The following is a 22,392-nucleotide window of genomic DNA, read 5'->3' as shown; positions in this document are numbered from 1 at the left end:
TAAAAGAAAACGAAAAGGCATGACCAAGTCCATACGTTAGGTCATGTCTTTTGTGCTAGTTTTTATTTAGTGCTCTTGTTTTTCGTTTAACTCTAATGCTGGTAATTTTTTGTCTTTAGTTAGAAGAACTATGTGATTTCTCAAATCCTTTAGTTAGGAATAATTTTTTAGCTCCATTCTCGATAATGGACTTGAATGAAATAATAAATAGTGCTGTGCAAATAAAATCTGTTGATTTCGCTATAAAGAAATCAACAGATTTTATCTTTTCTAACACATAAGTAATTAGATTAAACCAATTTTTTGTAACTATATTGTTTTTTATTCTTCTCCGTTTTCTTCAATATCTTCAATCAGTTTCTTCATTTCTGCAATTTCTTTTTCTTGGGTTTCAATAATTTCATCTCTTAATTGTTGAGCACGAGGATCTGAAATATTTGCCCGTTCACTGGTTAAAATAGCAATCGAATGATGAGGTATCATTGCTCTCATCCATGAAGTATCGTCTACTGTACTTTGACTTCTCACTAGCCAGAAAGAAAGACCGAAAGTAACAATAGAAATCCCTAATATAATGTAATTTAATTTCTTTTTCTTATACATATTCCACATAAACAACAACATAATTACAGCCATTACAGATCCCATCATTATAGCCATGTACACACGAGTCTCACTAAAAGTAAAATGGTCCAACTCAAAGATATTAAAAAACATCAAAAAGTACATGAACACTGTCGAAGTCAATATCATTAATCCAAAACGAATATAACTCTTCATACTTAATCCCTCCATAAAAAATGTCTAACAAAGTTTATGTAATTGTCCGAATAACGTATACGATATACTAACATTTATATTTATTGTTTGTAAAATAATCAGCTTTAATTTTCTTTTCAATCAATAAGCGACACAAATCTCAAGTTATAAATGAACTGAAATTTATTGCAAAATAAGATAATTGATGATGCATACCACTCAACCTATGCCTCTATGAGTAACCCAAATAGACCTAAATATTTTTGCGGAATCAAAAAGAGCTTATTGAAAGACTTCAATAAAATAAGTTGATGAGCACTATGCCCCTAGGAACACAAAATGATTTCAGGTTCCAAATAAAAAACAAAAAATTTTCCTGTCTAATGTATCCTATAAATCTTATCAAACAAAATCAAAAAGAGATCTTCTATACAATCAGAAAATCTCTTTTTCTATTATAAAAACTTTTCTTCGTAATCGCTGCGTGTTAAAAAGACATCTCTGGGTTTTGAACCTTTATTTTCTGAAATCAAATTTTCACTTTCCAATGTATCGATCAAGTTAGACGCGCGGTTGAAACCAATTCTAAATTTGCGCTGCAATGAGGAGGCAGAAACAGTGCCTTCATCAATAATGAATGGCAGTACTTCGTCAAATAAGTCATCTTTCCCTTCCAAAGCTTCAGCTTTAGCTAGAAGAGATTCAGATTGGAACAAATAGTTTGGTTCTTGTTGTTCTTTGATAAAATCAACAATATCCTCTATTTCTTCTTCTACATAGGTCCCTTGAATTCGCGTTGGCTGGTTGACTCCATTTCCTTGGAATAACATGTCTCCTCTTCCAAGAAGCTTTTCAGCTCCACCTGTATCGATAATGGTACGTGAGTCCACTTGACTGGAAACCATAAATGCCACTCTGGTTGGAATATTGTTTTTGATCGTACCTGTTACCACATCCACACTAGGACGTTGGGTAGCGACTATCAAATGGATTCCAGCAGCTCGTGCTTTTTGCGTGATCCGTGCAATAGAATCTTGGACCTCATTGCTGGCAACCATCATCAAATCAGCCAACTCATCAATAATAATGACAATATAAGGTATTTTCAAGGCGAAATCGCCACCGGCTGCTACCTTTTTATTGAAGTGGTCAATATTTCGCACTCCACCGGCAGCTAATTTTTGGTATCGTTCTTCCATTTCATTTACAGCCCATTTTAAAGCTTCATTAGCTGCTTTCGGTTCTGAAATGACTGGGGATAATAGATGCGGCAAATCATTATATGGAGCTAATTCTACTGCTTTAGGGTCAATTAATATTAATTTCACTTCATTCGGAGTGGCCTTGTACAACAAACTCACTAAAAGTGAATTGATAAATACACTTTTTCCTGAACCAGTAGCTCCAGCAATCAATCCATGAGGCATTTTATCCAGTGTTGTGACAACTGCTTCACCTGATAAATTCACACCCATTGCGATCGTTAACGGAGATTCGCTATTTTTGAACGTTTGGCTTCCGATTACTTCTGCAATCATGACAGGACGAGATTTTTTGTTCGGAATTTCTACACCAACTGTACTTTTCCCTGGTATAGGTGCTTCGATTCGAATGTCTTTAGCGGCTAAAGACAATTTCAAGTCATCAGATAGATTTGTGATTTTATTTACCTTGACACCTCGACCCAATTGCAATTCAAATTGAGTGATAGCAGGACCAATCGTCCAACCGACAACTTGGGCTTCAACATTAAATGCCTCTAGTGTCTCGTTTAAAATTTCCGCTTGTTCCAATACCCAATCGTCTATGGCATTAGGCTCAAAAGTAACAGGTTCTTGTAAAAGGTCTAAAGAGGGATATTGGTAATGCAATACTTGTTTTTCGGCACTGTAACTCTCATCTGGTTTCCATCCTTCAGAATCCTCTTCTTCTTGAGTGTCGTTGATTTCACTGACTGCTTCTACGTGAATTTCTTCCGAAGTTTCTTCATCATCAATCCACATGTCGGTTTCTGCCGGTTCCTCGGGGAATTCACCTGTTTCTTCAATGACCTCTTCAAAAGAGATAGTTTCAGGTTCCATCTGTTCATCCAAAGCCATCCCATCCTCTAAAATAGGGTCTTTTAGAGCTGGTTTTTCACTTTTTATGAAAGATTCTTCATCAATAACCTGTTTCTCTGGTGGAGTATTTTCCAGTACATCACTCATCAATGTTGGATGGACATCTATCACTTCTATATTAGCTGCTTGACCTGCTTCTGAAGCAGCCTCCTCCTCTACGAGAACCGCATTTTTCAGTCTAGGAGCCGTGTCTTCTAAAAGTTTTTCCAGTTCATTTGACTGTTCTTCTCCTTGCATAGCCCTAGCCAAAAGTTCCGTAATGGTTGCTGGCTGAGACGAAAATTCTTCGAATGCAGCATCCTGTTCTTGAATTTTTTCTTCACTATCCACAGGCTCTTCTACGGTATTCTTTTCTTCCGTCACTGGAGTCTCATGATTTGAATCAGTGTCTTCCACCACAAGAGGACCAGCTTCAATGATTTCTTCCGGTTCATCTAAAGACTCTTCTTGTTGAGTTCTATCTGCAAGTTCCGATAATTCTGCTGATGGAGATGCTTCTTCTGCTGCCAATTCTTCTATTTCAGTATAATCTGCTTCAACTATGAACGGCTCTTTTGAAATCAGTTCATTTTCTTCAACAGTAGTCGCCTCTATATAAGGCTGTTCGTCTTCGAAAAGTGATTCTAGTTCCTCTACTTGTTTACCTTGCTTAGCTCTAGCCAAAAGCTCTGAAATGGTGGCCGCTTGTGCTGCAGGTTCATCTTCTGTTTCTCCAAAGTAACGCGCGATGTTTCTTCCTTTGTTTAACCGTTCGTCTTGTTCGTCACGAATCATACCTGCTAGAGAACGAGATAATCCGCGTTTCTTAGTTTCTTTCACGATTGAGTCAACATCTGCTTCATCAAGTACTTCAGCAGAACCAACACTTTCTTCCGGAAGAATGATTGCAGGTAGCCTTTCTTGAACCAGATAATCAGTCTCTTGGGCTGTTTCATCATGGATGTTCGAAGTTTCATTCACCTCTTGATTTAAGTCTTTTTCAGTTTCTTTTTGACTTGAACTCATAGGTTCATGTAAATCCTCTAAAACAGGAAGATTATCGGTTTCAACAATCACTTTTTGTGGGGTGTGATCTATTTGCTGCTGATTTTCCTGTTGTTCCAGCACTTCCAAAAACTCTGTTTCTTCCGTTCTATCTTCTGACTTCAAGACTTGTTCTTCGCCTAATTCAGATAAATACTCATCAAATAATAAAAAATCTGCTGGTTGTTTGGATAAGTTCTCATAAATAAAAGCATAATTGACGCTTTCTTTTTTCTCTTCTCTTCTTTCTTTATAACCATAAAAAGGAGACGGCACTTGTTTTACTTTAAATGGAGTTGAACTGCGGTCTTCTTGATAAGACGTTACTTTATGCTTTAATCCTTTTGAGGACAACAGTGGTTCCTCTGACTGTTTAGTTTCATGTTGTTTATAAAATGGGACATCGTTTTTATCGGATTGTGTTGGTTTTATTTTGACTTCATGAGGAGATGCTGTTTGCTTTTTTCTCTCTGATTGAAGTTGTCTATGAAAGACAGGACCTTGGTATTTGGCCATAATTTGGTCTCCTCCCCTCTTATTGGTACCTAAGCCATTTTATCACAAATCCATATCCGATAGTAGCGTTCCCTGGAAGATGTATCAAATGAAACCATTTATAATTTCCGTTATTTAGACAAAAAAGAAGCTGTCTCATGTTGAGGCAGCTTCTTTCTTGATTAGAAGCGACAGGTCTCTAGCCTTTAAACACTTCTCCTATAACAGCCGTTTCTGGCAATACTAGGATACCTTTTTCGTTTGGAGCATTTTTAAGCTCCAATTCACGTGCCGAACAAATCATTCCGTGACTAGGTTCTCCTCTTAATTCTCCATCCCAAATGACCATTCCATTGGGCATCATTGCACCAACTTTGGCAACAACTACTTTTTGTCCTTGAGCAATGTTAGATGCACCGCAGACAATTTGCACAACTTCACCGTTGTCGATTTCTGTTTGAGTGATATTCAAGTGGTCCGAGTCAGGATGCGGAACACATTCTTTTACATACCCTACAACAAATTTAGGTCGGCTATCCGCTTCTAACGCATCTTCAAATCCAGCAGCTGATAAAGCTTGATTCAATGAATCAATTTCTTCAGCAGATAAAACGACTTGACCATTACCAGCAATTTTTACGATTTCAGAAACGTCAAAAAAGTTGTATCCTACTGTTTCATTTGTTGATTCGTTAAAGATACGAGCAACGTTATCTTTTCTTTCAAAGCTTTGTTCTACTTTTTCGCTGTTTTTCAGCATGACGATCAATGTATCGCCAACACCATTCTTATTATAACTACTTACAATCATTCTTATTCCTCATTTTCCAATTCATTTTTGACAATTAAAACATCACATGGTGCTGTACGCAAAATGTGTTCACTCACACTACCAATCATCCAACGTTCCACTGCATTAAGACCTGTTTGACCTACGATGATCAAATCTACTTCATAGCGCTTCGGAATATCCTCGGCTAATAACGTTCTTGGGTGTCCTTTAGCCATTTCAATAGTAACATTTGTTACACCGTGGGCTTCTGCTTCTGATTTATAACCAGCCAGTTGGTCTTTCATGTCATCCGATTCTGTAATGATTCCTTCTGTATATAAAGCAGGCATTCCCATACTGTATGTTCGGGTATCTACGACATGAGCAATCACCAAATCACTATGATTTCGTACAGCAATTTTAACGGCTTTCTTGTATGCATACTCGGCTGAAGCACTTCCGTCCACTGCGACCATAATTCTTTTGTATTCTTGAATATCTTTTGCCATGATAATCCCTCCAAATTAGTTTCTATCTAACATCTAAAGTGTGGAAATAAATTTTTCGACCTCTTCTTGAGTCTTACGGTCTTTATTCACGAATCGACCAATTTCTTCGCCTTTTTCGAAAGCTACAAAACTTGGAATACCGAAAATAGACAATTCACCGCATAAATCGATAAATTGATCGCGATCGACTTCGACAAATGTTATTTCAGGATGATGCTCAACAATTTCGGGCATCACTGGTTTGATGAAAGAACAATCTCCACACCAATCGGCAGTAAAGAAAAAGATTGTTTTGCCTTCCGCAGTTAACGTTTTAAATTCTTCCATTGTGGTTAATACTTTCATTTACTTCGCTCTTTTCGCTTAGTTATTTTTCAAAATCGTTTCCAGTGTGCTACGGTCTAATGTACGAACGATATGCATCAACATCTCTTTTGCTGCTGCATAATCGTCCATATGGAACACCGTTTGATGCGTATGGATGTAGCGCGCACATACTCCGATAACTGCACTTGGAACGCCATTATTCATCACTTGGGCTGCTCCAGCATCTGTACCGCCTTTAGAAATAAAATATTGATATGGGATATTATGTGTTTCAGCCGTATCCAATAAAAATTCACGCATTCCTTTTAGCGTGATCATACCAGGATCTTGCAAGCGTAGTAAGAAGCCTTCTCCCAGATGACCAAATTTAGTTTTATCGCCTGTTAAATCATCTGCTGCAGAACAATCGACAGCGAAGAATAGATCCGGTTTTAACATATGCACCGCACCTTTAGTCCCACGCAAACCAACTTCTTCTTGAACATTTGCTCCAGCGATCAACGTATTCGGTAATTCTTCTCCAGCTAATTCTTTTAACAACTCAATGACCACTGTCGTTCCATAACGATTATCCCAAGCTTTAGAAAGAATTTTCTTCCCATTCGCCATTTTGACGGTTTCAGCAAACGGTACAATAGCATCTCCCGGGCGAACACCATAAGATTCGGCTTCTTCTTTCGAATCAAATCCAGCATCAAATAAAATATCTGCTACATCTGGTGCGCTTCCTTTTCCATTTGTACCTCTTAGTAAGTGAGGTGGTACAGAAGAAGATACACAAGGATAATCTCCTTTAGCTGTTTGCAAAGTAAATCGTTGCGCTGAAACAACATAAGGATTCCAGCCGCCTAGAGGAACAACTCTGAATAACCCTTCTTTAGTAATATTGGCAATCATAAAACCCACTTCGTCCATATGGGCTGCAACCATAATTCTGGGAGCGTCCTCGGTTTTGCTTTTGCGGATTCCAAAAATCCCCCCTAAACCGTCTTGCTTGATCTCATCTACATAAGGAGTGATTTCTTTGCGCAGTTCTTTACGAACGCGGTGTTCAAATCCACTGGTCCCTTGCAGCTCGGTCATTTTCTTAATTAAATCAAATGTAGTTTGTTCCATTCTGTGCAGTCACATTATCTACTAATAGAAACTGTGCCGCTTCCCCCTTTCATGTGTTGGGATTTCTCTTTCCATTTAATTATAACTGATATTCCCTTTAATTTTAAGGTAGAACTCTCTAATTTCTTTTTTCACTCGAAATAAGCTATACTGTATGTGTAGAAAAATAGAGTCAGGAGGTATGAGTATGACATGTAAAAATAACCTTACAACCACTCTGAGCATATGTGGCGGTGTTTTATTTGGCGCAGGAGTAGTCGGCGGGTATTGCTTAAATAATTATGTGAAAAAAAATAAACCCTTGAATGGCGATAAAATTCTGAAACGAGTGAAAAAAGCTTTTTTAGAAGAAGGCCCTATTGAAGGTTCGTGGATCGAACTCACAAAAGTTCCTATGCAAAAATTCGCTTTAAAAACGAAAGTTTACTATGGCGGTATTTCTCGTATAGAAGAAAATGATTTAGTGCAATACGAATTTCTAGCCGATGCTTATACAGGTACTATTTTAGATATTTATCGTCTTTGATCAGAATGAACTAAAAAATCAGCAGCAGAATATATTCTGCTGCTGATTTTTTTCACTTTAAGCTAGGAAATTTGTATAAAATTGGGTTGTTTCATTTTTGAGCAATTTTTTAAGCTCTGAATTGGGCTTCTACTCTGTAGATACGGTTTCCTTTATTGGAGAATTTCTCTTCGTATTCAGTCATTACATTGCCTTCAAAGCTGCTGTTGTGCAAATCCAACCAGACTTGTTTTAGGATCATGCCATACTGTGAAAAACTGGCTAATGAATATTCAAATAAGCCTTGGTTGTCTGTTTTGAAGTGTATCTCTCCATTTGGCACCAAAATTTCTTCATAACCAGCAAGGAATGTTTTATAGGTCAAACGTCTTTTTTCGTGTTTATTCTTTGGCCACGGATCTGAAAAATTCAAGTAAACTCGATCGATCTCATTTGCTTCAAAATATTGAGTAAGCTCTCCACCGTTTACATGAAGCAATTGAAGATTCGGCAATTCAGCTTCGATTAATTTGTCCAATGCTGTTACAATCACACTCACTTGAAGTTCAATTCCGATGTAATTGATTTCTGGATGTAATTTAGCCATCTCATAAATAAAACGGCCTTTTCCTGTTCCTACTTCAATATGGATAGGATGGTTGTTGTCAAAACGTGATGACCAGTTCCCTTTCAATTCTTCTGGATTTTCAGGAATAAATTGTGGATAGCCGGCAATTTTTTCAGGTGCTTCTGGCTTATTTCTCAAACGCATATCATTTTCTCCTCTTCTATCAGTTCTTCCATTTTTAATTCAAGGAAAAGGGAGCAGGACATATTGTCTTGGCTCCCTGATCGATGATTGATTTCAATATAAGTTCTAAAACAAATAATAGATATAGTCAGTTGATCGTAACCAACTCTTGTAATCGAATAATGTCTTGATTCATTTTATAGAATCGAGCTTTTTTATGGTGTTGTTTAATTTGAATCAGATAATTCATTGCTGCATACCATACCATTTTTTCGGTCAGTTCTTCTGTCAGCTCTATCCCATAATGAGATAACCAGGATTTCCAATCATCTTTTTCAATGTATTGGCACAGCAAAACGCCTAAATCTCTGGCTGGATCGCACAGCATTGCAGAGTCCCAGTCCACTAAGTACAGTCGGTTTTCATCTGATAATAACCAGTTTTTACGATACACATCACCGTGACAGACTCTTAAGCTAGAGGATTCTACTGCTGGCATGGTATCTAACAATTGATGAAATACATCTCTTAAAAATGAATGTTTTTTTAAATCTAACGGAAGATCGGTTTGGTAATCACTCAGTAGATCAGTTGGTCTAACTTCTTGTCCTCCAACTCTTGTCAGCATTCTTCTTAAGTTTTCAGAATTATGAATACGACTTAGCAAATGCGCCACGTCTAAAGATGACATTTCATCTTTTTTCAAGGTACGTCCATTCAACCACTCTTGGGCTGTTAAAACATCTCCATTACCAATTCGTTTCGTCCAAATCAATCTTGGAGTGATTCCTTCAACAGAAAGTGCAGCCAAAAAAGGTGAAGAATTCCGCTTTAAAAAAAGCTTTTCCTCAGCCTTAGTTCCCATATAAGCTTGTCCAGTGTCACCACCGATTGGATGCAACTTCCATCCAGAATTATATTCTAAGTCCATACCAAAATCATTCCTTGCTATAAATTAAAAAGCAAATTATTTACCCTTTGGACAAAAAAAGACAGATATCAGCTCAGACATCCATCCTACTCTTCGTTATCTATTTTAGATACAAAACTACCATCAGTCAAGCAACAAATTCAAAAATACAGAACTTCTAACGATGTAATAGTTTTCAGTCATTTTATGCAATAAACTTATGAGGTGCAAAAATGTTTATCTTTTGTTATTGTATCATTAATTCATACTTCTTTTTTTAAATTAAGCACCCTTATTGAGTGACCGAAAGGATGATGAGAAATGAAGAAAAGAGTCCTCGTTATTGGTGAGCATTTCTCAGAAAATTTAGGTGACGGAGTCATTTGCCAATCTGTTGAATTCCTGATCAAAGAAGCTTTTTCCAGTTCAAAGTTAGTGCGTTCTGACTTATCCGGGCGATCAGATTTTATGAATGAATACAACGGACAAAATAAGCTCATTGGTCGAAGCAAATACCTCATCTCTAAATGGGCCCATAGAGTGTTGAACAGAAATACTTTTCTTTACGCCTTATATATTCATGGACGCTGGAAAAGATCGAAAAAAACCAAAGAAATCAGCGACCAACCCTATGATTTAGCAGTATTTGCAGGTGGTCAATTATTTATGGATTATTTTAGTCTGCCTATCCATCGGCATATGAAGTATTTAGCAAAACACGATACACCGACCATTTTTAATGCATGCGGCATGGGGCGCGTCAACAGCGTATTATTGCAAAAACAGCTGCAACATGCTCTGAATCATCAAAATATTGATTCTATCAGTGCTCGGGATCACTTGAATCAAATGAATGAGAGATTACTTCCTACTCATCTGCAAGCTGCTCAATCTCATGATTGTGCTCTGTGGGCCTCTGAAGCTTTTGATATCCAAAAAAGCGGAAGCAATGTAATTGGTCTAGGAGTTATCAGCCAAAGCCGTAAGAAAGACGACAAAGTCATCAAAATGTATTCAAATATCATTACGTCATTGAATGATAGGGATATACGCTGGGAATTATTTTGCAATGGCAGTTTTGACGATTATGAGTTAGCACTTAAAATAGCCCAATTATGCGGCTATGATGAATCGGCTATCGCCAAGCGTCCATTGAAGCCGATAGAGTTAGTTCAAACCATAGCCAGCTACCGCAGTATCATTTCTTTCCGTCTGCACAGTCACATTATTGCTGTCTCTTTGGATATCCCTACCATTGCGATAACTTGGGATAGTAAAGTAGATTTCTTTTTTGAAAATATTCAACAGCCAGACAGAGTGTTCCAATATGGTTCTCATTTTAAAGAAGTTTTAGAAAAATTATTTGAAGCTGAACAAATTGGTTACAATAAAGAGTTGATTGACTCCCAAAAGAACGAGTGTCATTCTCTTTTAGTAAACACTGTTGCTCCAGCTCTAACCGACGATTTACTTGAACAAGAAGAAACACCCTTAGGCAGCTTAGAGTTGTGATCTCTGAGCCCCTGCAGGGTGTCTTTTTTTAACTTAGTTAGTGATGGTTATACTTCCACACTGAGCTTCGATCTCAGCCACAAAGTACTGTTGCAGCTTCTCAACGACAGGACCTCTTTTTCCTTGTCCTACAGCTACTCCGTCAATTTCAATGATCGGCATAGCTTCAATAGTCGTACTAGAAGAAAAAGCTTCGTCCGCTTGTTTCAGATCCTCTAACGTAAATGTTTCTTCTTTTACAGGGATGCCTGCTTTTTCTGCAGCTCTAAGTAAAACGATTTTAGTGATCCCCGGAAGGATCAAATTACCATCTGGATGTGTATAAACTATGCCGTCTTTTACCATCCACATATTAGAAGAAGAACATTCCGTCACTATTCCATCTCGATGCAAAACAGCTTCATCAAAACCTTCTTTATGCGCGGTATGCTTCGCTAAAATATTGCCTAATAAACTGATGGACTTGATATCACAATGCAGCCAACGAGTGTCAGGGACAATACCAGCAGTAATACCGTTCGTCATTTTAACTTGATTTCTTGGGACTACTGTCGTTGACGCCGTAAAAACCGGCGGCACATCAGTAGGGTCTGGAAAAATATGGTCTCTAGGAGACGATATTCCTCTACTGATTTGGAAATAAACATTCCCAGTATCGATTTTATTGATTTGGATCAATTCTTTTAAACGGCTTTTCAATTCATCTTTTGTAAAAGGAGCTTCCAGATCGATTTTATTCATGCCGGAAAAGAAACGGTCTACATGTTCATCTAAAGTGAAAAACTGTCCATTATAGGCCCGAACAACGTCATAAATCCCGTCCGCAAATTGATACCCTCTATCTTCCATATCAATTTTCACTTCACTTCTATCAACAATTTGGTCATTCCAGATGACTTTCATTTGCTTTCCTTCTCCCTAAAAAATTTTTATTTTTTTTCTATCCTATCAAATTTTTTTCGTAAATGCATTATTTTTTTTATTTGTCTGTTTGATTTTACCCTTTATTGAGCTTTTTGATGCGGGAAGCTAAGTAGAATCGACTGAACAACCAACTAAACAGGACATTTAATATAAATAACCCTATACTGACAACGATAGGCATTGTTAATAGATTAGCCACTAAAAACAAACTGCTTTGAATCACTAGTAAGAATAACAAAATGGTTTGCATCGCAGATAATTTCTGATTCTTATCAACAGGATACAAAACGGATAACAAATGGTTATCGTAATGGTAATACAATGGAATCAATTGGAATCCTGTCAAATAAAGAAATAAAACACTCATCATACCATTCAACAGAGGATTGGCTAACAAAGCAATCACCACAACACCTATCAAGCTCAAACGAAACACTAATCCGCTATATTCAGTTCCTCGCACAATAGCTTTAGAAAACAGATACAAGTAGGTGTTTTGATGTTTTAATGGAATCCGCTTTAATAGGTTGTCAAAATATGCTCTTCGTTTGATCGTTCCTTTTAGTGCTGGAATGTCTGTAAATAAATTAATAAACTGATAAATCAATTTTAAACGTGCCGTTTCTTTTTGGACCAAGTATTCCCATTGATAGCGGAAGATTTGTCTAGCCTTTCCTATTTGGAAATGCCAGAACACACTTCCTGCAACAGCACTGACAAGACCAGCTAATGGATGCAGATATAACGCGAACATACTGCTCACTACGACCAGAAGAATCACCAGAATGGTTAATTTGCTGCGCTCTTTTTCTATGGGTTGTTTGATTTTCAACCATTGCGCATCTAATTCTACTTCCTTCAGGACAGCTAAGTAAGCAAAAAAGAATATCCAGTCCGTAAACATAAATGAACTGGTCGCTACTAATAAAGGCATCACAGCGGCCGAAATAAACGCTATAACAGCTAATGGCAGAATCATGCTGTAGCCTTTAGCCTTCTTGAAATAAGCGTCCATCTCCTTTTCTTTTTGCAATAAAAAGACGATATCTGCTGACTGAGTTAGAGTGGCTAATTTCCCAATAAACAGGATACTCGAAAAAACAATTACCGCTATCATACGTCCGTAAATGAAATTTGTAGACACCGTTTTTAACGTTTCTGAGTAGCCGTACCCTAATGCTCCCAATAAAAATAAACAAACGATGACAAAGTGGTCATTCAGTACATACTTCAAATACTTCATCATCGTTTTTTGATGATCTGCTAAGCGTCTTTTCCATATGTCTACCACACTCATACTGAACGACCTTCTTCTTTGGTCAGCTCGATGTAAATCTCGTCTAGATTAGCATCCGGCATATGGAAAGCTTGCCGCAGATCGGCTAAGGAGCCTTTTGCCCGAACTTTTCCATCATGAAGAATGATAAATCCGTCGCAATATCTTTCAGCAGTCGCCAAAATATGGGTAGACATCAAAATGGATGCTCCAGATTTTTTCTTCTCGTCCATCAATTCCAGCAATGCATGGATAGCTAAAGGATCAAGACCTAAAAAAGGTTCATCAATGATGTAAAGACTTGGATCAACTAAAAAAGCGCAAACGATCATGACTTTTTGTTTCATCCCTTTTGAAAAATTCGCCGGAAACCACTCCAGTTTTTTTTCTAAACGAAAGGTTCTTAATAAGTGATCCGCGCGTTTCATAGCTTCTTCCATAGGAATATCGTAAGCCATGGCCGTCACTTCAATGTGCTCTCTTAAGGTTAATTCTTCGTATAATGCAGGAGTTTCAGGAACAAAACCAAACTTTTTTCGGTAAGCAGAAGCATTTTCTTTTAAGGTTAATTGATCAATCGTAATATTTCCTTTGAAAGGATCCATCAATCCGATGATGTGTTTTAAGGTCGTACTTTTTCCAGCTCCGTTTAACCCAATCAAACCGATCAATTGACCATCCTCAATTTCAAATGAGACATCTTTTAATACTGGTACTTGGCTATATCCACCAGTGACATTTGCTACTTCTAAACTCATTCAGGTAATCCTCCAGTACTTCATTATTTTATTTATTGTACCATAAGAAGCTTGTCTTATTTCACTTTAAATCGGTTTTATGATACATTTGACGTATACTAAGTTAGATTTCCGGATTTGTAAAACTATTGATTTGAGAAAGAAGGATTTGCATGGAGGATTGTATTTTTTGTAAGATCATCAATAACGAAATACCAAGTAGAAAAGTGTATGAAGATGACGTTGTCGTTGCTTTTTTGGATCTCACACAAGTGACTAAAGGCCATACTTTAGTGGTACCCAAAAAACACGTAGCGGATATTTATGAATACGATAATGAATTAGCTGAAGAAGTTTTTTCACGTATTCCTAGAATTGCCAGAGGATTGAAAAAATCAGACTCTTCCATTCAAGGAATGAACATTATGAATAACAATGGAAAATTAGCTTACCAATCTGTTTTCCATAGTCACATTCATTTGTTGCCTCGTTATGATGAAAAAGATACGTTCAGTATTCATTTTGGAGATAATTCAGAGAACTATTCTCCTGAAGAATTAGATCAACTAGCTAAATCAATTCGACATGAAATGGAGGAATCAGTATGAAAATAGGATTAGCAAGCGGGTTAGTATTTGGTGCGATCGTAGGTGGAGCATACGGATTATTAAAAACCCCTAGAACCGGTGAACAAAATCGTGAAGCGATGAAAAGTTATTTAGATGACACGACTGTTTTGGTCCAAGATGTAACGGACAAAGTTAAAGACTTGAAAGGTGCTATCTCAGAATTAACAAATGAAGGAAAAACGTTGGCTACCGATTTTGCCAAAGACATGAACGAAACGGTTCAGGAGTTTTCTTACGAAGTTGAACCTAGAATGCGCAGAATTCAAGAACAAGCAAACAAATTGAATAGTGATGTGCAAGATATGACAGAAAGTATGAAATCTTCTGCCAATCAAGAAGATACAAAAAACTAATCGTCACAGTTCATTAAATAATGATAAACCAGCATACTTATACAGGTGGATCACCTAAGATCTCGCCTGTATTTTTTTGATAAAAAAACTTACTTGACAAAGAGTATGATTTTTCTATGATTTTTCATTGATTTTAATAGAAAACTTCTCAGAGAAGATTTTTTTATCAAATCTATTGTGTTATATTAGTAATCGAGGTTGTTGATTTATTAACAGCGAAAATTAGGAAACGGATGTGTTTGAATGAAGAAAATGTTATTAACAGCTACAGCTGTTTTAGCAGGAATTGCATTAGCTGGATGTGCTGATGATACAGTGGCTTCCACTACAGCAGGCAAAATCTCACAAGATGCGCTATACGAAGAAATGAAAGAAACATATGGAGCTGCAACGCTTCAACAAATGATCATTACAGATGTATTGGAAGAATCTTATGGAGAAGCTGTCAATGACGAAGCTGTTGCCGCAGCATTCGAAGAAGAAGCTGCTGCTTATGGCGGAGCTGAGGGATTTGAATACGTTCTATCTTCATCAGGCTACACTGCTGATTCTTATAAAGATTTAATTCGTTACAGCTTATTAATTGAAGAAGCTGTTAAAGACAATACAACCATTGAAGATGAGGATCTTCAAGCTGCTTACGATGCATATGTTCCACCAATGACAGCTTCTCATATTTTAGTAGCTGACGAAGAAACAGCTAACTCATTGATTGAAGAATTAAACAATGGAGCTGACTTTGCAACATTGGCTCAAGAAAATTCAACAGATGAAGGTACTGCTGCTAATGGCGGTCAATTAACTTTCACCACTGGAGAAATGGTTGCCGAATTTGAAGAAGCTGCAATGGCATTAGAAGAAGGCGAAATAACTCAAGAACCAGTACAATCTACCTATGGTTATCACATTATTAAGATGGATGAAAAACCTGAAAAGGGAACTTTAGAAGAAGAAACTGAAGTATTGACAGAACAAATCATAAATGAAAAATTAGCGGATGACGAATATGTCTTCAACATTCTTTCCGGCATTCTAAAAGACGCAAATATCCAAATCAATGACGAAGATTTACAAGGCATCATGGATACTTTCATAGCCCCTGCTGAAGAAACAGGTACTACGTCTGAGGAGTCTACTGATGAATCTGGAGAATCTACTGAATCTACTGAATCTACCGATGAGTCCGAAGAATCAACTGAATCAAGCGAAGAATCTGCTGATGAATCAAGTGCATCAACTGATGCAGAGTCTTCTGAAGAATAATCTCAGAAAAAGTTTAAGACCCGATCAAAATGATCGGGTCTTTCTTTATCTTCAATTAGTGCAATTTATAATACATTTCATTCATGATCATTTCTGTTTCAAATTGATCAGCCGATAGTTGTGAAGTTACAAATTCAAGCACTGTTTCTTTTTCAAGATTATACAACACTTCAATTTCTTTAGACATTAACGTCGGATGACCTTTCGCTACTTCAGTTAAACTAGGAACAGTCTCAGGAACTGGACTCGTTCCTTCTGGTAAAATCTGTTCCAGAGCACTTACTAACGCTTCAAAAGGTTGAGCTTCCACAATTTTCAATCCTTGATTTTGACTATTGACCAAAACAACAGTCGGAAATCCGGATGCTTGTAAAGCTTGAACCATTTGCAAATATTGGACCAATAATTCTTGTCCAGCTGCGCCTTCTGCTTCTTCAAGGATAACTTGACTATCCAATCCTACCTTTTCCAGAATCGCCTCTAAGACACTTTTCTCTGAAATGTCTTGATTGCGCAGCATGATTGCTTCACGGATCTGGCGTAACGTTTTGTCAGCGGATTCGGGAAAGTCTCGTCGTACAATCTCAAACACCCGTGAGCTGGGATAAGATGAATCAATGGGTTTTTCTGTCCATATCGTTCCATCAATCGGCATTCTAGTATATTGCCCAATCTCTTGCCAGTGATGTGTGACGTCGGCAGCTTTTTAAATCCCATTTCCTGGGTCTCCCCCAAAGGTATCCCAACTAGGAATCATACCGCCCATTAAAATCGTATCTGCCGCTAAATAATGTTTATATTGGTAACGGAATTTAAGCAGGGTTGGTTCAAATGCCCAACAAAATGAACATAATGGATCTGTTGCGTAATAAAGGTCTACTGTCGGTACTGATTTTGTCGCACGCGTCATTCATTATCCTCTCTTTCAACTGATTGATTATTTTTGACTGTTTTGAAAAAATCAACTTGTAAGGGTTCAATCGTTTCTTGAGTAGTAGAAACCGTACCACATATACCTGTGTTGATATCACATATCCAGGCTTCGTTTCCAGTCGATACAGATTGTATCTGGGAAACATCAACTGATTTTTTTTCCAAATAAAACCTCTCCTTCCAAAAAAATGTTCTCGAAATGATAGAAAAGAAAGTATTTTAACCATACGTTAAAATACTTTCTTTTTGTAAGTTATCTATAGTTAACCATATTTTACTGTCTATTTCAATCTTTGTTTCAGAATAGGTGTCATTTTCATCTACTTCTTATTCGCTTTTTGGGGCAGTTGAAACAGAAGGATTGTAAAACGAACGATTCTCCAATCCAAATATTCTTTCTGAAAATGTCCCTGGTTCTGTGCGGCTCAACGCTGTATCCAGCATATTGATCGTCGCATCTAAATGATCGATATGATAAAGGATCTCGGCTTCCCTCAATTTAGGTTGTACAGGAGAACCGAATTCTTGTTTTCCATGGTGTGCTAACACCATATGTTTCAAAAGAAGTACATCTTCACTGTGTTCATCTATTTTTAATACAGCACAGGCTTTTGATATTTCTTCATCTACTAACACAATATGCCCTATTAAATTACCTTCTAAAGTATACTCGGTTGAAACAGGACCAGTCAACTCAATTACCTTTCCTAAATCATGAATGATGACTCCTGCATACAATAGTGATTGATTGATATTCTCATATTGATTTGCAATAACTTTAGCCAGTCTGAGCATAGAAATAGTATGGAATGCCAAACCTCCATGAAATGCATGATGGAATCTTTTAGCTGCTGGAGATTCAAAATATTCTTTTTGGTATTTTGTTAATAAATGACGAACAATTCGATTCCAGTGCGCATTTGTAATTTCAAATAAAGTTTGGTTCAATTCCTCTACCATATCTTCTTTTTTAATGGGGGATTTTTCGATAAATTGTTCTGCTGAATCTGGTTCTCCTACTGAAGATAAACGTAATTTATACAATCTGATTTGAGGATTCCCTTGGTACAGTTCTCTTTTTCCAGATACTTTTACAATAGCGCCTGAAACATACTTTTCAATATCTTCATTTGAAGCATCCCAAAACTTCCCATCCATTTGTCCACTTTTATCTTGGAAAGTAAAGGCAATAAATTTCTTGCCATTTTTTGCTACACGTACCTCCGCAGACTTGATCAACAGAAATATCTCAAACGTTTCGTCCACATTGTAATCATACAAGTTCTTTTCTGACATCATACTCCTCCTCGTCATAAATCTTTTACACAAAGTTGCTTTTTAGTATTAAAATCAGCTAACATCAACAGTTTCTACGTTTTCATTATAGCATTTCTACCAGCTGATTTGGATAAGTTTGTTTGATCGTTTCATCAAATGTAAAATAAAGTATTTGGGTGGTCTCACTCATCTTTTTCAGTAATTCAAGCATTTCACTTTTCCTTGCAGTATCAAAATTCACGAACCCGTCATCGATCAACAAAGGAAGTTTGACCAAGTCACTGGTATTTTTAACAAAAGCAAAGCGTAAGGCTACATACAACTGCTCTGCTGTCCCTTTAGACAATTCTGAGGCATTGAATAAGGCTCCATCTTGGTGCTGCACCAGCAGCTCTTCTTCTTCTACAAACACGTTTTGGTAGCTTCCACTTGTCAATAAATGAAAGAACGCTGTAGTATCCTTGATGGTTTGAGGAAACCGATCTTTTTTTGCTAAGTTGAGCGTTCGTTCGATGATTGCGGCAGCCACTTTGTAACTTGACCATTGATCAACCAATAACTGTAATTCACTTTCCAAATTACTTACTTCTTGCAGCAGCACCGAATACTCTCCGCCTTCTTCTAAACGTTGCATAGATAACTCAAAATTTATTTTTTCATTGAGTTTTGCTTCTTCTGCTTCTTTCATCGTTTGAATATCAGATGCTAACTGCTGAACGTTTTCTTGTAATTCCGTTTGGTCTTTAAATTGATTGTAGAGTGTAATATCCTGTGTCAATTGGTTCTCTAATACATTTAAACGATTCTTTTTCTCTGTAAGATTTTGGAATAAAATATACTTTTTGCGAAATTCATCTTCGTCTTTAACTTGTATAGAACGGAAGAGTTTAGTTCGTTGTTGTTCCAGCTCTTTTTGCTGCTTGTCCCAATGCTGCAATCGAGTATGGATTTCTTTTTCAGTCTGCAATAATTGATTGCGTTGGATCCTTTCGTTGGTTACTTCCTCTTTGTAATGTTTTACTCCATTGATAATACTCGGTAAGGAATTCCAATCCAAAAAAATCACAGCTTCAAGAATATTCGTCTGATCCCTCCAAGAATAAACGCTTTGTTCCAAAACTGCTATGCGCTGTTCTTTGAGACGTATCTGCTGATCTATTTCACGCATAGATCGATAAGGGTCTTCTTCTCGTTCAAGTTCCATGAGAGAGAAAGAATAGGGATAGCCGTGTTCTTCTTTTAACGATCTTTCCTGTTGTTTCAATAAACTTATTTTTTTCTCCAGTTCTATTTCCAATTCTTTTACTTGATTCAAATCAAACGTTACTTGATCATTCTCAGCTAATTTTTCGCGCCATTGTTTTTTGATTTCTTTTTGCTGTACAAAAGATTCATACGAAACAAGCGGATCTTCCTTTTCCGCTGCAGACAGCTCATTTGCAGCCTCTTGAGATTTACTAAACGAATAGCTGAGTGTCCAAATCGCTAATATGGCCCCCATAGCGACCAAACCATAGCCTAATAAATTGCTCATCACTAATCCCACTATTGCTAGCAGCACACCAAAGACTAGGGAACTCATTTGTTTAGGTTGATTCTTCATCTTGGAGCGGCGGACTTCTTTAGACGTAATATAGGTATTTTGTTCTGAATGTTGTTTTTTAAATGCTTTTTCTGCTTCTTGAAATTGATCTTGACTCCACAATTGTTGTTCTAACAGATCTAATTGCTGGTACAAATGTTGATGTTGATAATTTAAATAGTGAGCTTTTTCGTTAGCAGCAGTTTGTTTCTGTTCAATCTCTTGCCATTCCTTGGATAACGCAGAGAATAATTGTCTCTTCTCCTCCGTCAGCTGTTCAGGAACAGGACTATCCGGAGAAAGTCCTGCTTTAAACTTCGCTTGGATCAATTCTTGTTCCAACTGATGGATTTCTGTTTGCACTTGTTCTTGCTCCATAGCTTGTTGCTGAATGTCCTCTAACTCAGCTAGCAGTTCTTCAATCAATTGCTCATGGTTGAAGTAAAAGCTCAGTTTTCTAGAAGGCTCTTGTTTTTCTTGAATACTCATTAATTCTTCATGAATATCGGTGATTGTTCCTTTTATCTCATGGATCCGTTCTTGTAGATTATTGAGTTGGTACAATCCTTCTTCGGGCAGATCAGCTAATTTTTCTTTGGCTATTTGTTGTTGGATAGATTGCATCTCAGCATAATGACTCCAATTAGCGTTTAATCTTTGATAATGACTGATCGCGGCTTCCATTTTATGCCGTTTTTCTTTACTTGTTTGAATGTCTTCTTCTAACTGCGATTTTTGCTGGTAATACTCCATGTACTGTTGATTTTTGTCTTTTGCTTTTTGCAGCTGCTTTTGCTTGGATTCTACTTGACGAATTTTTTGATTGATTTCAGGTTTTCGTCCAGTCGGCTTAAACAACTCATTAGCTTGCTTTTCAAATCTATCCGCTACTCTCAATAATTGTTCGTTTCCTAACGTTCCGATACTTAAAAAATAACGATTGAGTTTCTTTTCATTCATTTTCTGCATATCTTGTAAGCCGTCTAAATCAAATGAAAACAACGTTTGGTAAGTCTTTTTGTCTATGCCGTACAATATATTTTCCAGCAACTCATCAGATCCGATTACTCCATTGGATAGAGTTACTGTGACATCTCCATTAGCTTTCCCTTTTACTCGTTCTATTATGGCTCCACCATATGGAGTCTCTTCTACGATCAGCCGGCCGCCATAGCGCGTACTTTCTTTTGGTTCATAACGCAACTCAGAACTCTGTTTTGTAGGAAAACCAAATAAAATACTGTGTATAAAAGACATTAACGTTGTTTTGCCAGCTTCATTTTGTCCGTAATAGACTTGCAATTCGCCAATGTCCGTAAACTTTTTGTCTACCCATTTGCCGTATCCGTAAATTTCTATTCCTTTAATCTTCATCAATGCCACTTCCTTCGTGACCTAATTGTTGACGTATTTCTTGTTCGGCCATTTGAACAATGCGTTGTCGGTATTTTTCATCTCTGTCAATCAAAACATCCTTCAAGCGTTGACTATCAAAGAAACTTTGGGTGGTCTCTTTGAAGGCCGTCCCTGTTTGAAGTTCCTGTAGCGTTTGCTGCCATTCGTCTGGAAATAGCTGAACCAAAGAAGGCAGAGTCTGTTCCTTTTTCGATTGAAGAGACAATTGAACCACAAAAACAAACGGTACGGTTTGAGAAATTTGTTGCAGTCCTTCAAGCAAATCTCCTTGTCGGATTTTACGCAACACTCCCTCAATCAAATCACTTGTATTGGTTAATTCTATCGCTAATAACGTGCTGTGAATTTCATTTTGGTAAGTACGGATTGTTTCGTTCAAAACTTGATAGACTTCTTGCAACGATTTTTTACCCTTGAGTGACACTTCTACCGTTTCCCATTTAATAGGCGCTAAAGGAAAAAAGTCTATCTTTTCTGTTTTATTCGCCAAAGTCACCAAATAACATCCCTTTGGTCCGCTTTCTGTTCGATTTCTACCTTGAGTATTCCCAGAATAAACAATCAACGGGTGTTCTCCGAGTACTTGGCGTTTATGGATGTGTCCCAAAGCCCAATAATCGTATTGTTTACTTCTTAATTCAGGCAAGCTAAAGGGAGCATATTTATCGTGTTCAGAAGCATTTCCTTCTTGGTAGCCATGAAGCAAGCCAATGTGATAATCTGCTTGTGAGCTGCGCATCGGATAATCCGTTATTTTTCGTTCACTGATCCATCGTTTATTGTAACTAAAACCTGTTAAGGCAATTCTCTCGTGTTTAGTCGTTTCATAATGCAGTGTTTCTGCTGCTGATGGAAATATAGTAACGTTATCCGGCATATCTAATTGCAATCCATTTTGCTCCACGTAATCATGATTCCCATGAATCAAGTACACTGGAATACCGGCTTCTTTTAAACGTACCATCTCTTTTTTTAAATAAGCTTGCGCTTTTACACTACGATCTTCTCCATCATAGATATCCCCTGCTAAACAAATAAAATCCACTTGCTTTTCAATCGCTAAATCTACCAAATGAGTTAAAGCTTGAAAAGTAGATTGGTATATAGCCTCCCAAATAAAAGCGGGCAAGCCTTTGATCCCTTTGAAAGGACTATCTAAATGTAAATCGGCTGCATGAATAAATTGCACCATTTACTTCTAC

General features: G+C 37.2%; 20 protein-coding genes and 1 pseudogene. 5 read left to right on the top strand and 16 right to left on the bottom strand.

Annotated features, from left to right (window positions below; translation table 11 throughout):
- Nucleotides 1-321: 321 nt before the first annotated feature.
- From ACEN36_RS00295 to pepA, 6 genes are all read right to left on the bottom strand, one after another.
- Nucleotides 322-780 (bottom strand): DUF305 domain-containing protein, encoded by a 459-nt coding sequence (locus tag ACEN36_RS00295; protein ID WP_407095735.1) that lies wholly within the window; start codon nt 778-780, stop codon nt 322-324.
- A 434-nt stretch (nt 781-1,214) separates the two neighbouring features.
- Complete coding sequence (locus ACEN36_RS00290; protein WP_407125742.1) at nt 1,215-4,418, bottom strand: DNA translocase FtsK; 3,204 nt, start codon at nt 4,416-4,418, stop codon at nt 1,215-1,217.
- Nucleotides 4,419-4,596: 178 nt separating this feature from the next.
- A complete protein-coding gene (gene ytpR, locus ACEN36_RS00285; RefSeq protein ID WP_407095785.1) occupies nt 4,597-5,205 on the bottom strand; it encodes a YtpR family tRNA-binding protein in 609 nt (202 codons plus the stop codon).
- 5 nt (nt 5,206-5,210) lie between these two features.
- Nucleotides 5,211-5,678 (bottom strand): universal stress protein, encoded by a 468-nt coding sequence (locus ACEN36_RS00280; protein WP_407095733.1) that lies wholly within the window; start codon nt 5,676-5,678, stop codon nt 5,211-5,213.
- A 33-nt stretch (nt 5,679-5,711) separates the two neighbouring features.
- Complete coding sequence (locus tag ACEN36_RS00275) at nt 5,712-6,023, bottom strand: thioredoxin family protein (RefSeq protein WP_407095732.1); 312 nt, start codon at nt 6,021-6,023, stop codon at nt 5,712-5,714.
- A gap of 18 nt (nt 6,024-6,041) precedes the next feature.
- The gene (gene pepA, locus ACEN36_RS00270) at nt 6,042-7,121 is read right to left on the bottom strand and encodes a glutamyl aminopeptidase (RefSeq protein WP_407095731.1); all 1,080 of its coding nucleotides are present in this window, start codon (nt 7,119-7,121) and stop codon (nt 6,042-6,044) included.
- A gap of 187 nt (nt 7,122-7,308) precedes the next feature.
- On the opposite strand from pepA, the gene ACEN36_RS00265 reads away from it, so the two are divergent.
- On the top strand, nt 7,309-7,647 hold the full coding sequence (locus ACEN36_RS00265) for a PepSY domain-containing protein (RefSeq protein WP_407102242.1): 339 nt from the start codon (nt 7,309-7,311) through the stop codon (nt 7,645-7,647).
- Between the two features lie 109 nt (nt 7,648-7,756).
- Here ACEN36_RS00265 and trmB read toward each other — a convergent pair whose 3' ends face one another.
- Both trmB and ACEN36_RS00255 read right to left on the bottom strand, forming a co-directional pair.
- Complete coding sequence (trmB, locus tag ACEN36_RS00260) at nt 7,757-8,398, bottom strand: tRNA (guanosine(46)-N7)-methyltransferase TrmB (RefSeq protein ID WP_407125741.1); 642 nt, start codon at nt 8,396-8,398, stop codon at nt 7,757-7,759.
- 127 nt (nt 8,399-8,525) lie between these two features.
- Nucleotides 8,526-9,308 (bottom strand): phosphotransferase family protein, encoded by a 783-nt coding sequence (locus ACEN36_RS00255; protein WP_407095728.1) that lies wholly within the window; start codon nt 9,306-9,308, stop codon nt 8,526-8,528.
- Between the two features lie 300 nt (nt 9,309-9,608).
- On the opposite strand from ACEN36_RS00255, the gene ACEN36_RS00250 reads away from it, so the two are divergent.
- The gene (locus ACEN36_RS00250) at nt 9,609-10,799 is read left to right on the top strand and encodes a polysaccharide pyruvyl transferase family protein (RefSeq protein WP_407102241.1); all 1,191 of its coding nucleotides are present in this window, start codon (nt 9,609-9,611) and stop codon (nt 10,797-10,799) included.
- A gap of 33 nt (nt 10,800-10,832) precedes the next feature.
- Here ACEN36_RS00250 and dat read toward each other — a convergent pair whose 3' ends face one another.
- The 3 genes from dat to ACEN36_RS00235 form a co-directional block, all read right to left on the bottom strand.
- A complete protein-coding gene (gene dat / locus ACEN36_RS00245; protein WP_407125740.1) occupies nt 10,833-11,702 on the bottom strand; it encodes a D-amino-acid transaminase in 870 nt (289 codons plus the stop codon).
- A 94-nt stretch (nt 11,703-11,796) separates the two neighbouring features.
- Nucleotides 11,797-13,020: an ABC transporter permease gene (locus tag ACEN36_RS00240; RefSeq protein ID WP_407125739.1), complete on the bottom strand. Its 1,224-nt coding sequence runs from the start codon at nt 13,018-13,020 to the stop codon at nt 11,797-11,799.
- Nucleotides 13,017-13,757 carry an ABC transporter ATP-binding protein gene (locus tag ACEN36_RS00235; protein WP_407102239.1) on the bottom strand — a complete coding sequence of 247 codons (741 nt, stop codon included), beginning with the start codon at nt 13,755-13,757 and terminating at the stop codon, nt 13,017-13,019. The genes ACEN36_RS00240 and ACEN36_RS00235 overlap by 4 nt, the downstream gene beginning before the upstream one ends.
- 152 nt (nt 13,758-13,909) lie before the next feature.
- Between ACEN36_RS00235 and ACEN36_RS00230 the strand changes: the two genes are divergently transcribed.
- From ACEN36_RS00230 to ACEN36_RS00220, 3 genes are all read left to right on the top strand, one after another.
- Complete coding sequence (locus ACEN36_RS00230) at nt 13,910-14,344, top strand: HIT family protein (RefSeq protein ID WP_407095723.1); 435 nt, start codon at nt 13,910-13,912, stop codon at nt 14,342-14,344.
- Nucleotides 14,341-14,718 carry a YtxH domain-containing protein gene (locus tag ACEN36_RS00225; protein WP_407095722.1) on the top strand — a complete coding sequence of 126 codons (378 nt, stop codon included), beginning with the start codon at nt 14,341-14,343 and terminating at the stop codon, nt 14,716-14,718. Before ACEN36_RS00230 ends, ACEN36_RS00225 begins: the two co-directional genes overlap by 4 nt.
- Nucleotides 14,719-14,961: 243 nt before the next feature.
- Nucleotides 14,962-15,981, top strand: a complete 1,020-nt coding sequence (locus ACEN36_RS00220) for a peptidylprolyl isomerase (protein WP_407102237.1) — start codon at nt 14,962-14,964, stop codon at nt 15,979-15,981.
- Nucleotides 15,982-16,036: 55 nt separating this feature from the next.
- On the opposite strand, the pseudogene ACEN36_RS00215 reads toward ACEN36_RS00220, so the two are convergent.
- The 5 genes and pseudogenes from ACEN36_RS00215 to ACEN36_RS00195 form a co-directional block, all read right to left on the bottom strand.
- Nucleotides 16,037-16,891 (bottom strand): annotated as a pseudogene (locus tag ACEN36_RS00215) (DsbA family protein).
- Nucleotides 16,888-17,079: a hypothetical protein gene (locus ACEN36_RS00210; protein ID WP_407102236.1), complete on the bottom strand. Its 192-nt coding sequence runs from the start codon at nt 17,077-17,079 to the stop codon at nt 16,888-16,890. The pseudogene ACEN36_RS00215 and the gene ACEN36_RS00210 overlap by 4 nt, the downstream one beginning before the upstream one ends.
- Before the next feature lie 162 nt (nt 17,080-17,241).
- Entirely contained in the window at nt 17,242-18,210 is a 969-nt protein-coding gene (locus ACEN36_RS00205) for a 3'-5' exoribonuclease YhaM family protein (RefSeq protein ID WP_407095719.1), read from the bottom strand.
- Between the two features lie 85 nt (nt 18,211-18,295).
- Nucleotides 18,296-21,148 carry an AAA family ATPase gene (locus ACEN36_RS00200; protein WP_407125738.1) on the bottom strand — a complete coding sequence of 951 codons (2,853 nt, stop codon included), beginning with the start codon at nt 21,146-21,148 and terminating at the stop codon, nt 18,296-18,298.
- Nucleotides 21,138-22,382, bottom strand: coding sequence for a metallophosphoesterase (locus tag ACEN36_RS00195; protein ID WP_407125737.1), 1,245 nt, complete (start codon nt 22,380-22,382; stop codon nt 21,138-21,140). The genes ACEN36_RS00200 and ACEN36_RS00195 overlap by 11 nt, the downstream gene beginning before the upstream one ends.
- Nucleotides 22,383-22,392: the final 10 nt, after the last annotated feature.

The organism is Desemzia sp. FAM 23989 (genome assembly GCF_045528345.1).
Classification (GTDB): Bacteria; Bacillota; Bacilli; order Lactobacillales; family Carnobacteriaceae; genus Desemzia.
This window is presented reverse-complemented; position numbering and strand designations above follow the sequence as displayed.

Coding starts and splice junctions, on each gene's coding strand:
- ACEN36_RS00200 (WP_407125738.1), bottom strand. CDS start 21,148: ATGAAGATTAAAGGAATAGAAATTTACGGATACGGCAAATGGGTAGAC.
- ACEN36_RS00225 (WP_407095722.1), top strand. CDS start 14,341: ATGAAAATAGGATTAGCAAGCGGGTTAGTATTTGGTGCGATCGTAGGT.
- ACEN36_RS00220 (WP_407102237.1), top strand. CDS start 14,962: ATGAAGAAAATGTTATTAACAGCTACAGCTGTTTTAGCAGGAATTGCA.
- ACEN36_RS00295 (WP_407095735.1), bottom strand. CDS start 780: ATGAAGAGTTATATTCGTTTTGGATTAATGATATTGACTTCGACAGTG.
- ACEN36_RS00235 (WP_407102239.1), bottom strand. CDS start 13,757: ATGAGTTTAGAAGTAGCAAATGTCACTGGTGGATATAGCCAAGTACCA.
- pepA (WP_407095731.1), bottom strand. CDS start 7,121: ATGGAACAAACTACATTTGATTTAATTAAGAAAATGACCGAGCTGCAA.
- ACEN36_RS00230 (WP_407095723.1), top strand. CDS start 13,910: ATGGAGGATTGTATTTTTTGTAAGATCATCAATAACGAAATACCAAGT.
- trmB (WP_407125741.1), bottom strand. CDS start 8,398: ATGCGTTTGAGAAATAAGCCAGAAGCACCTGAAAAAATTGCCGGCTAT.
- ACEN36_RS00195 (WP_407125737.1), bottom strand. CDS start 22,382: ATGGTGCAATTTATTCATGCAGCCGATTTACATTTAGATAGTCCTTTC.
- ACEN36_RS00290 (WP_407125742.1), bottom strand. CDS start 4,418: ATGGCCAAATACCAAGGTCCTGTCTTTCATAGACAACTTCAATCAGAG.
- ACEN36_RS00255 (WP_407095728.1), bottom strand. CDS start 9,308: ATGGACTTAGAATATAATTCTGGATGGAAGTTGCATCCAATCGGTGGT.
- ACEN36_RS00240 (WP_407125739.1), bottom strand. CDS start 13,020: ATGAGTGTGGTAGACATATGGAAAAGACGCTTAGCAGATCATCAAAAA.
- ACEN36_RS00265 (WP_407102242.1), top strand. CDS start 7,309: ATGACATGTAAAAATAACCTTACAACCACTCTGAGCATATGTGGCGGT.
- dat (WP_407125740.1), bottom strand. CDS start 11,702: ATGAAAGTCATCTGGAATGACCAAATTGTTGATAGAAGTGAAGTGAAA.
- ACEN36_RS00205 (WP_407095719.1), bottom strand. CDS start 18,210: ATGTCAGAAAAGAACTTGTATGATTACAATGTGGACGAAACGTTTGAG.
- ACEN36_RS00250 (WP_407102241.1), top strand. CDS start 9,609: ATGAAGAAAAGAGTCCTCGTTATTGGTGAGCATTTCTCAGAAAATTTA.
- ACEN36_RS00280 (WP_407095733.1), bottom strand. CDS start 5,678: ATGGCAAAAGATATTCAAGAATACAAAAGAATTATGGTCGCAGTGGAC.
- ACEN36_RS00275 (WP_407095732.1), bottom strand. CDS start 6,023: ATGAAAGTATTAACCACAATGGAAGAATTTAAAACGTTAACTGCGGAA.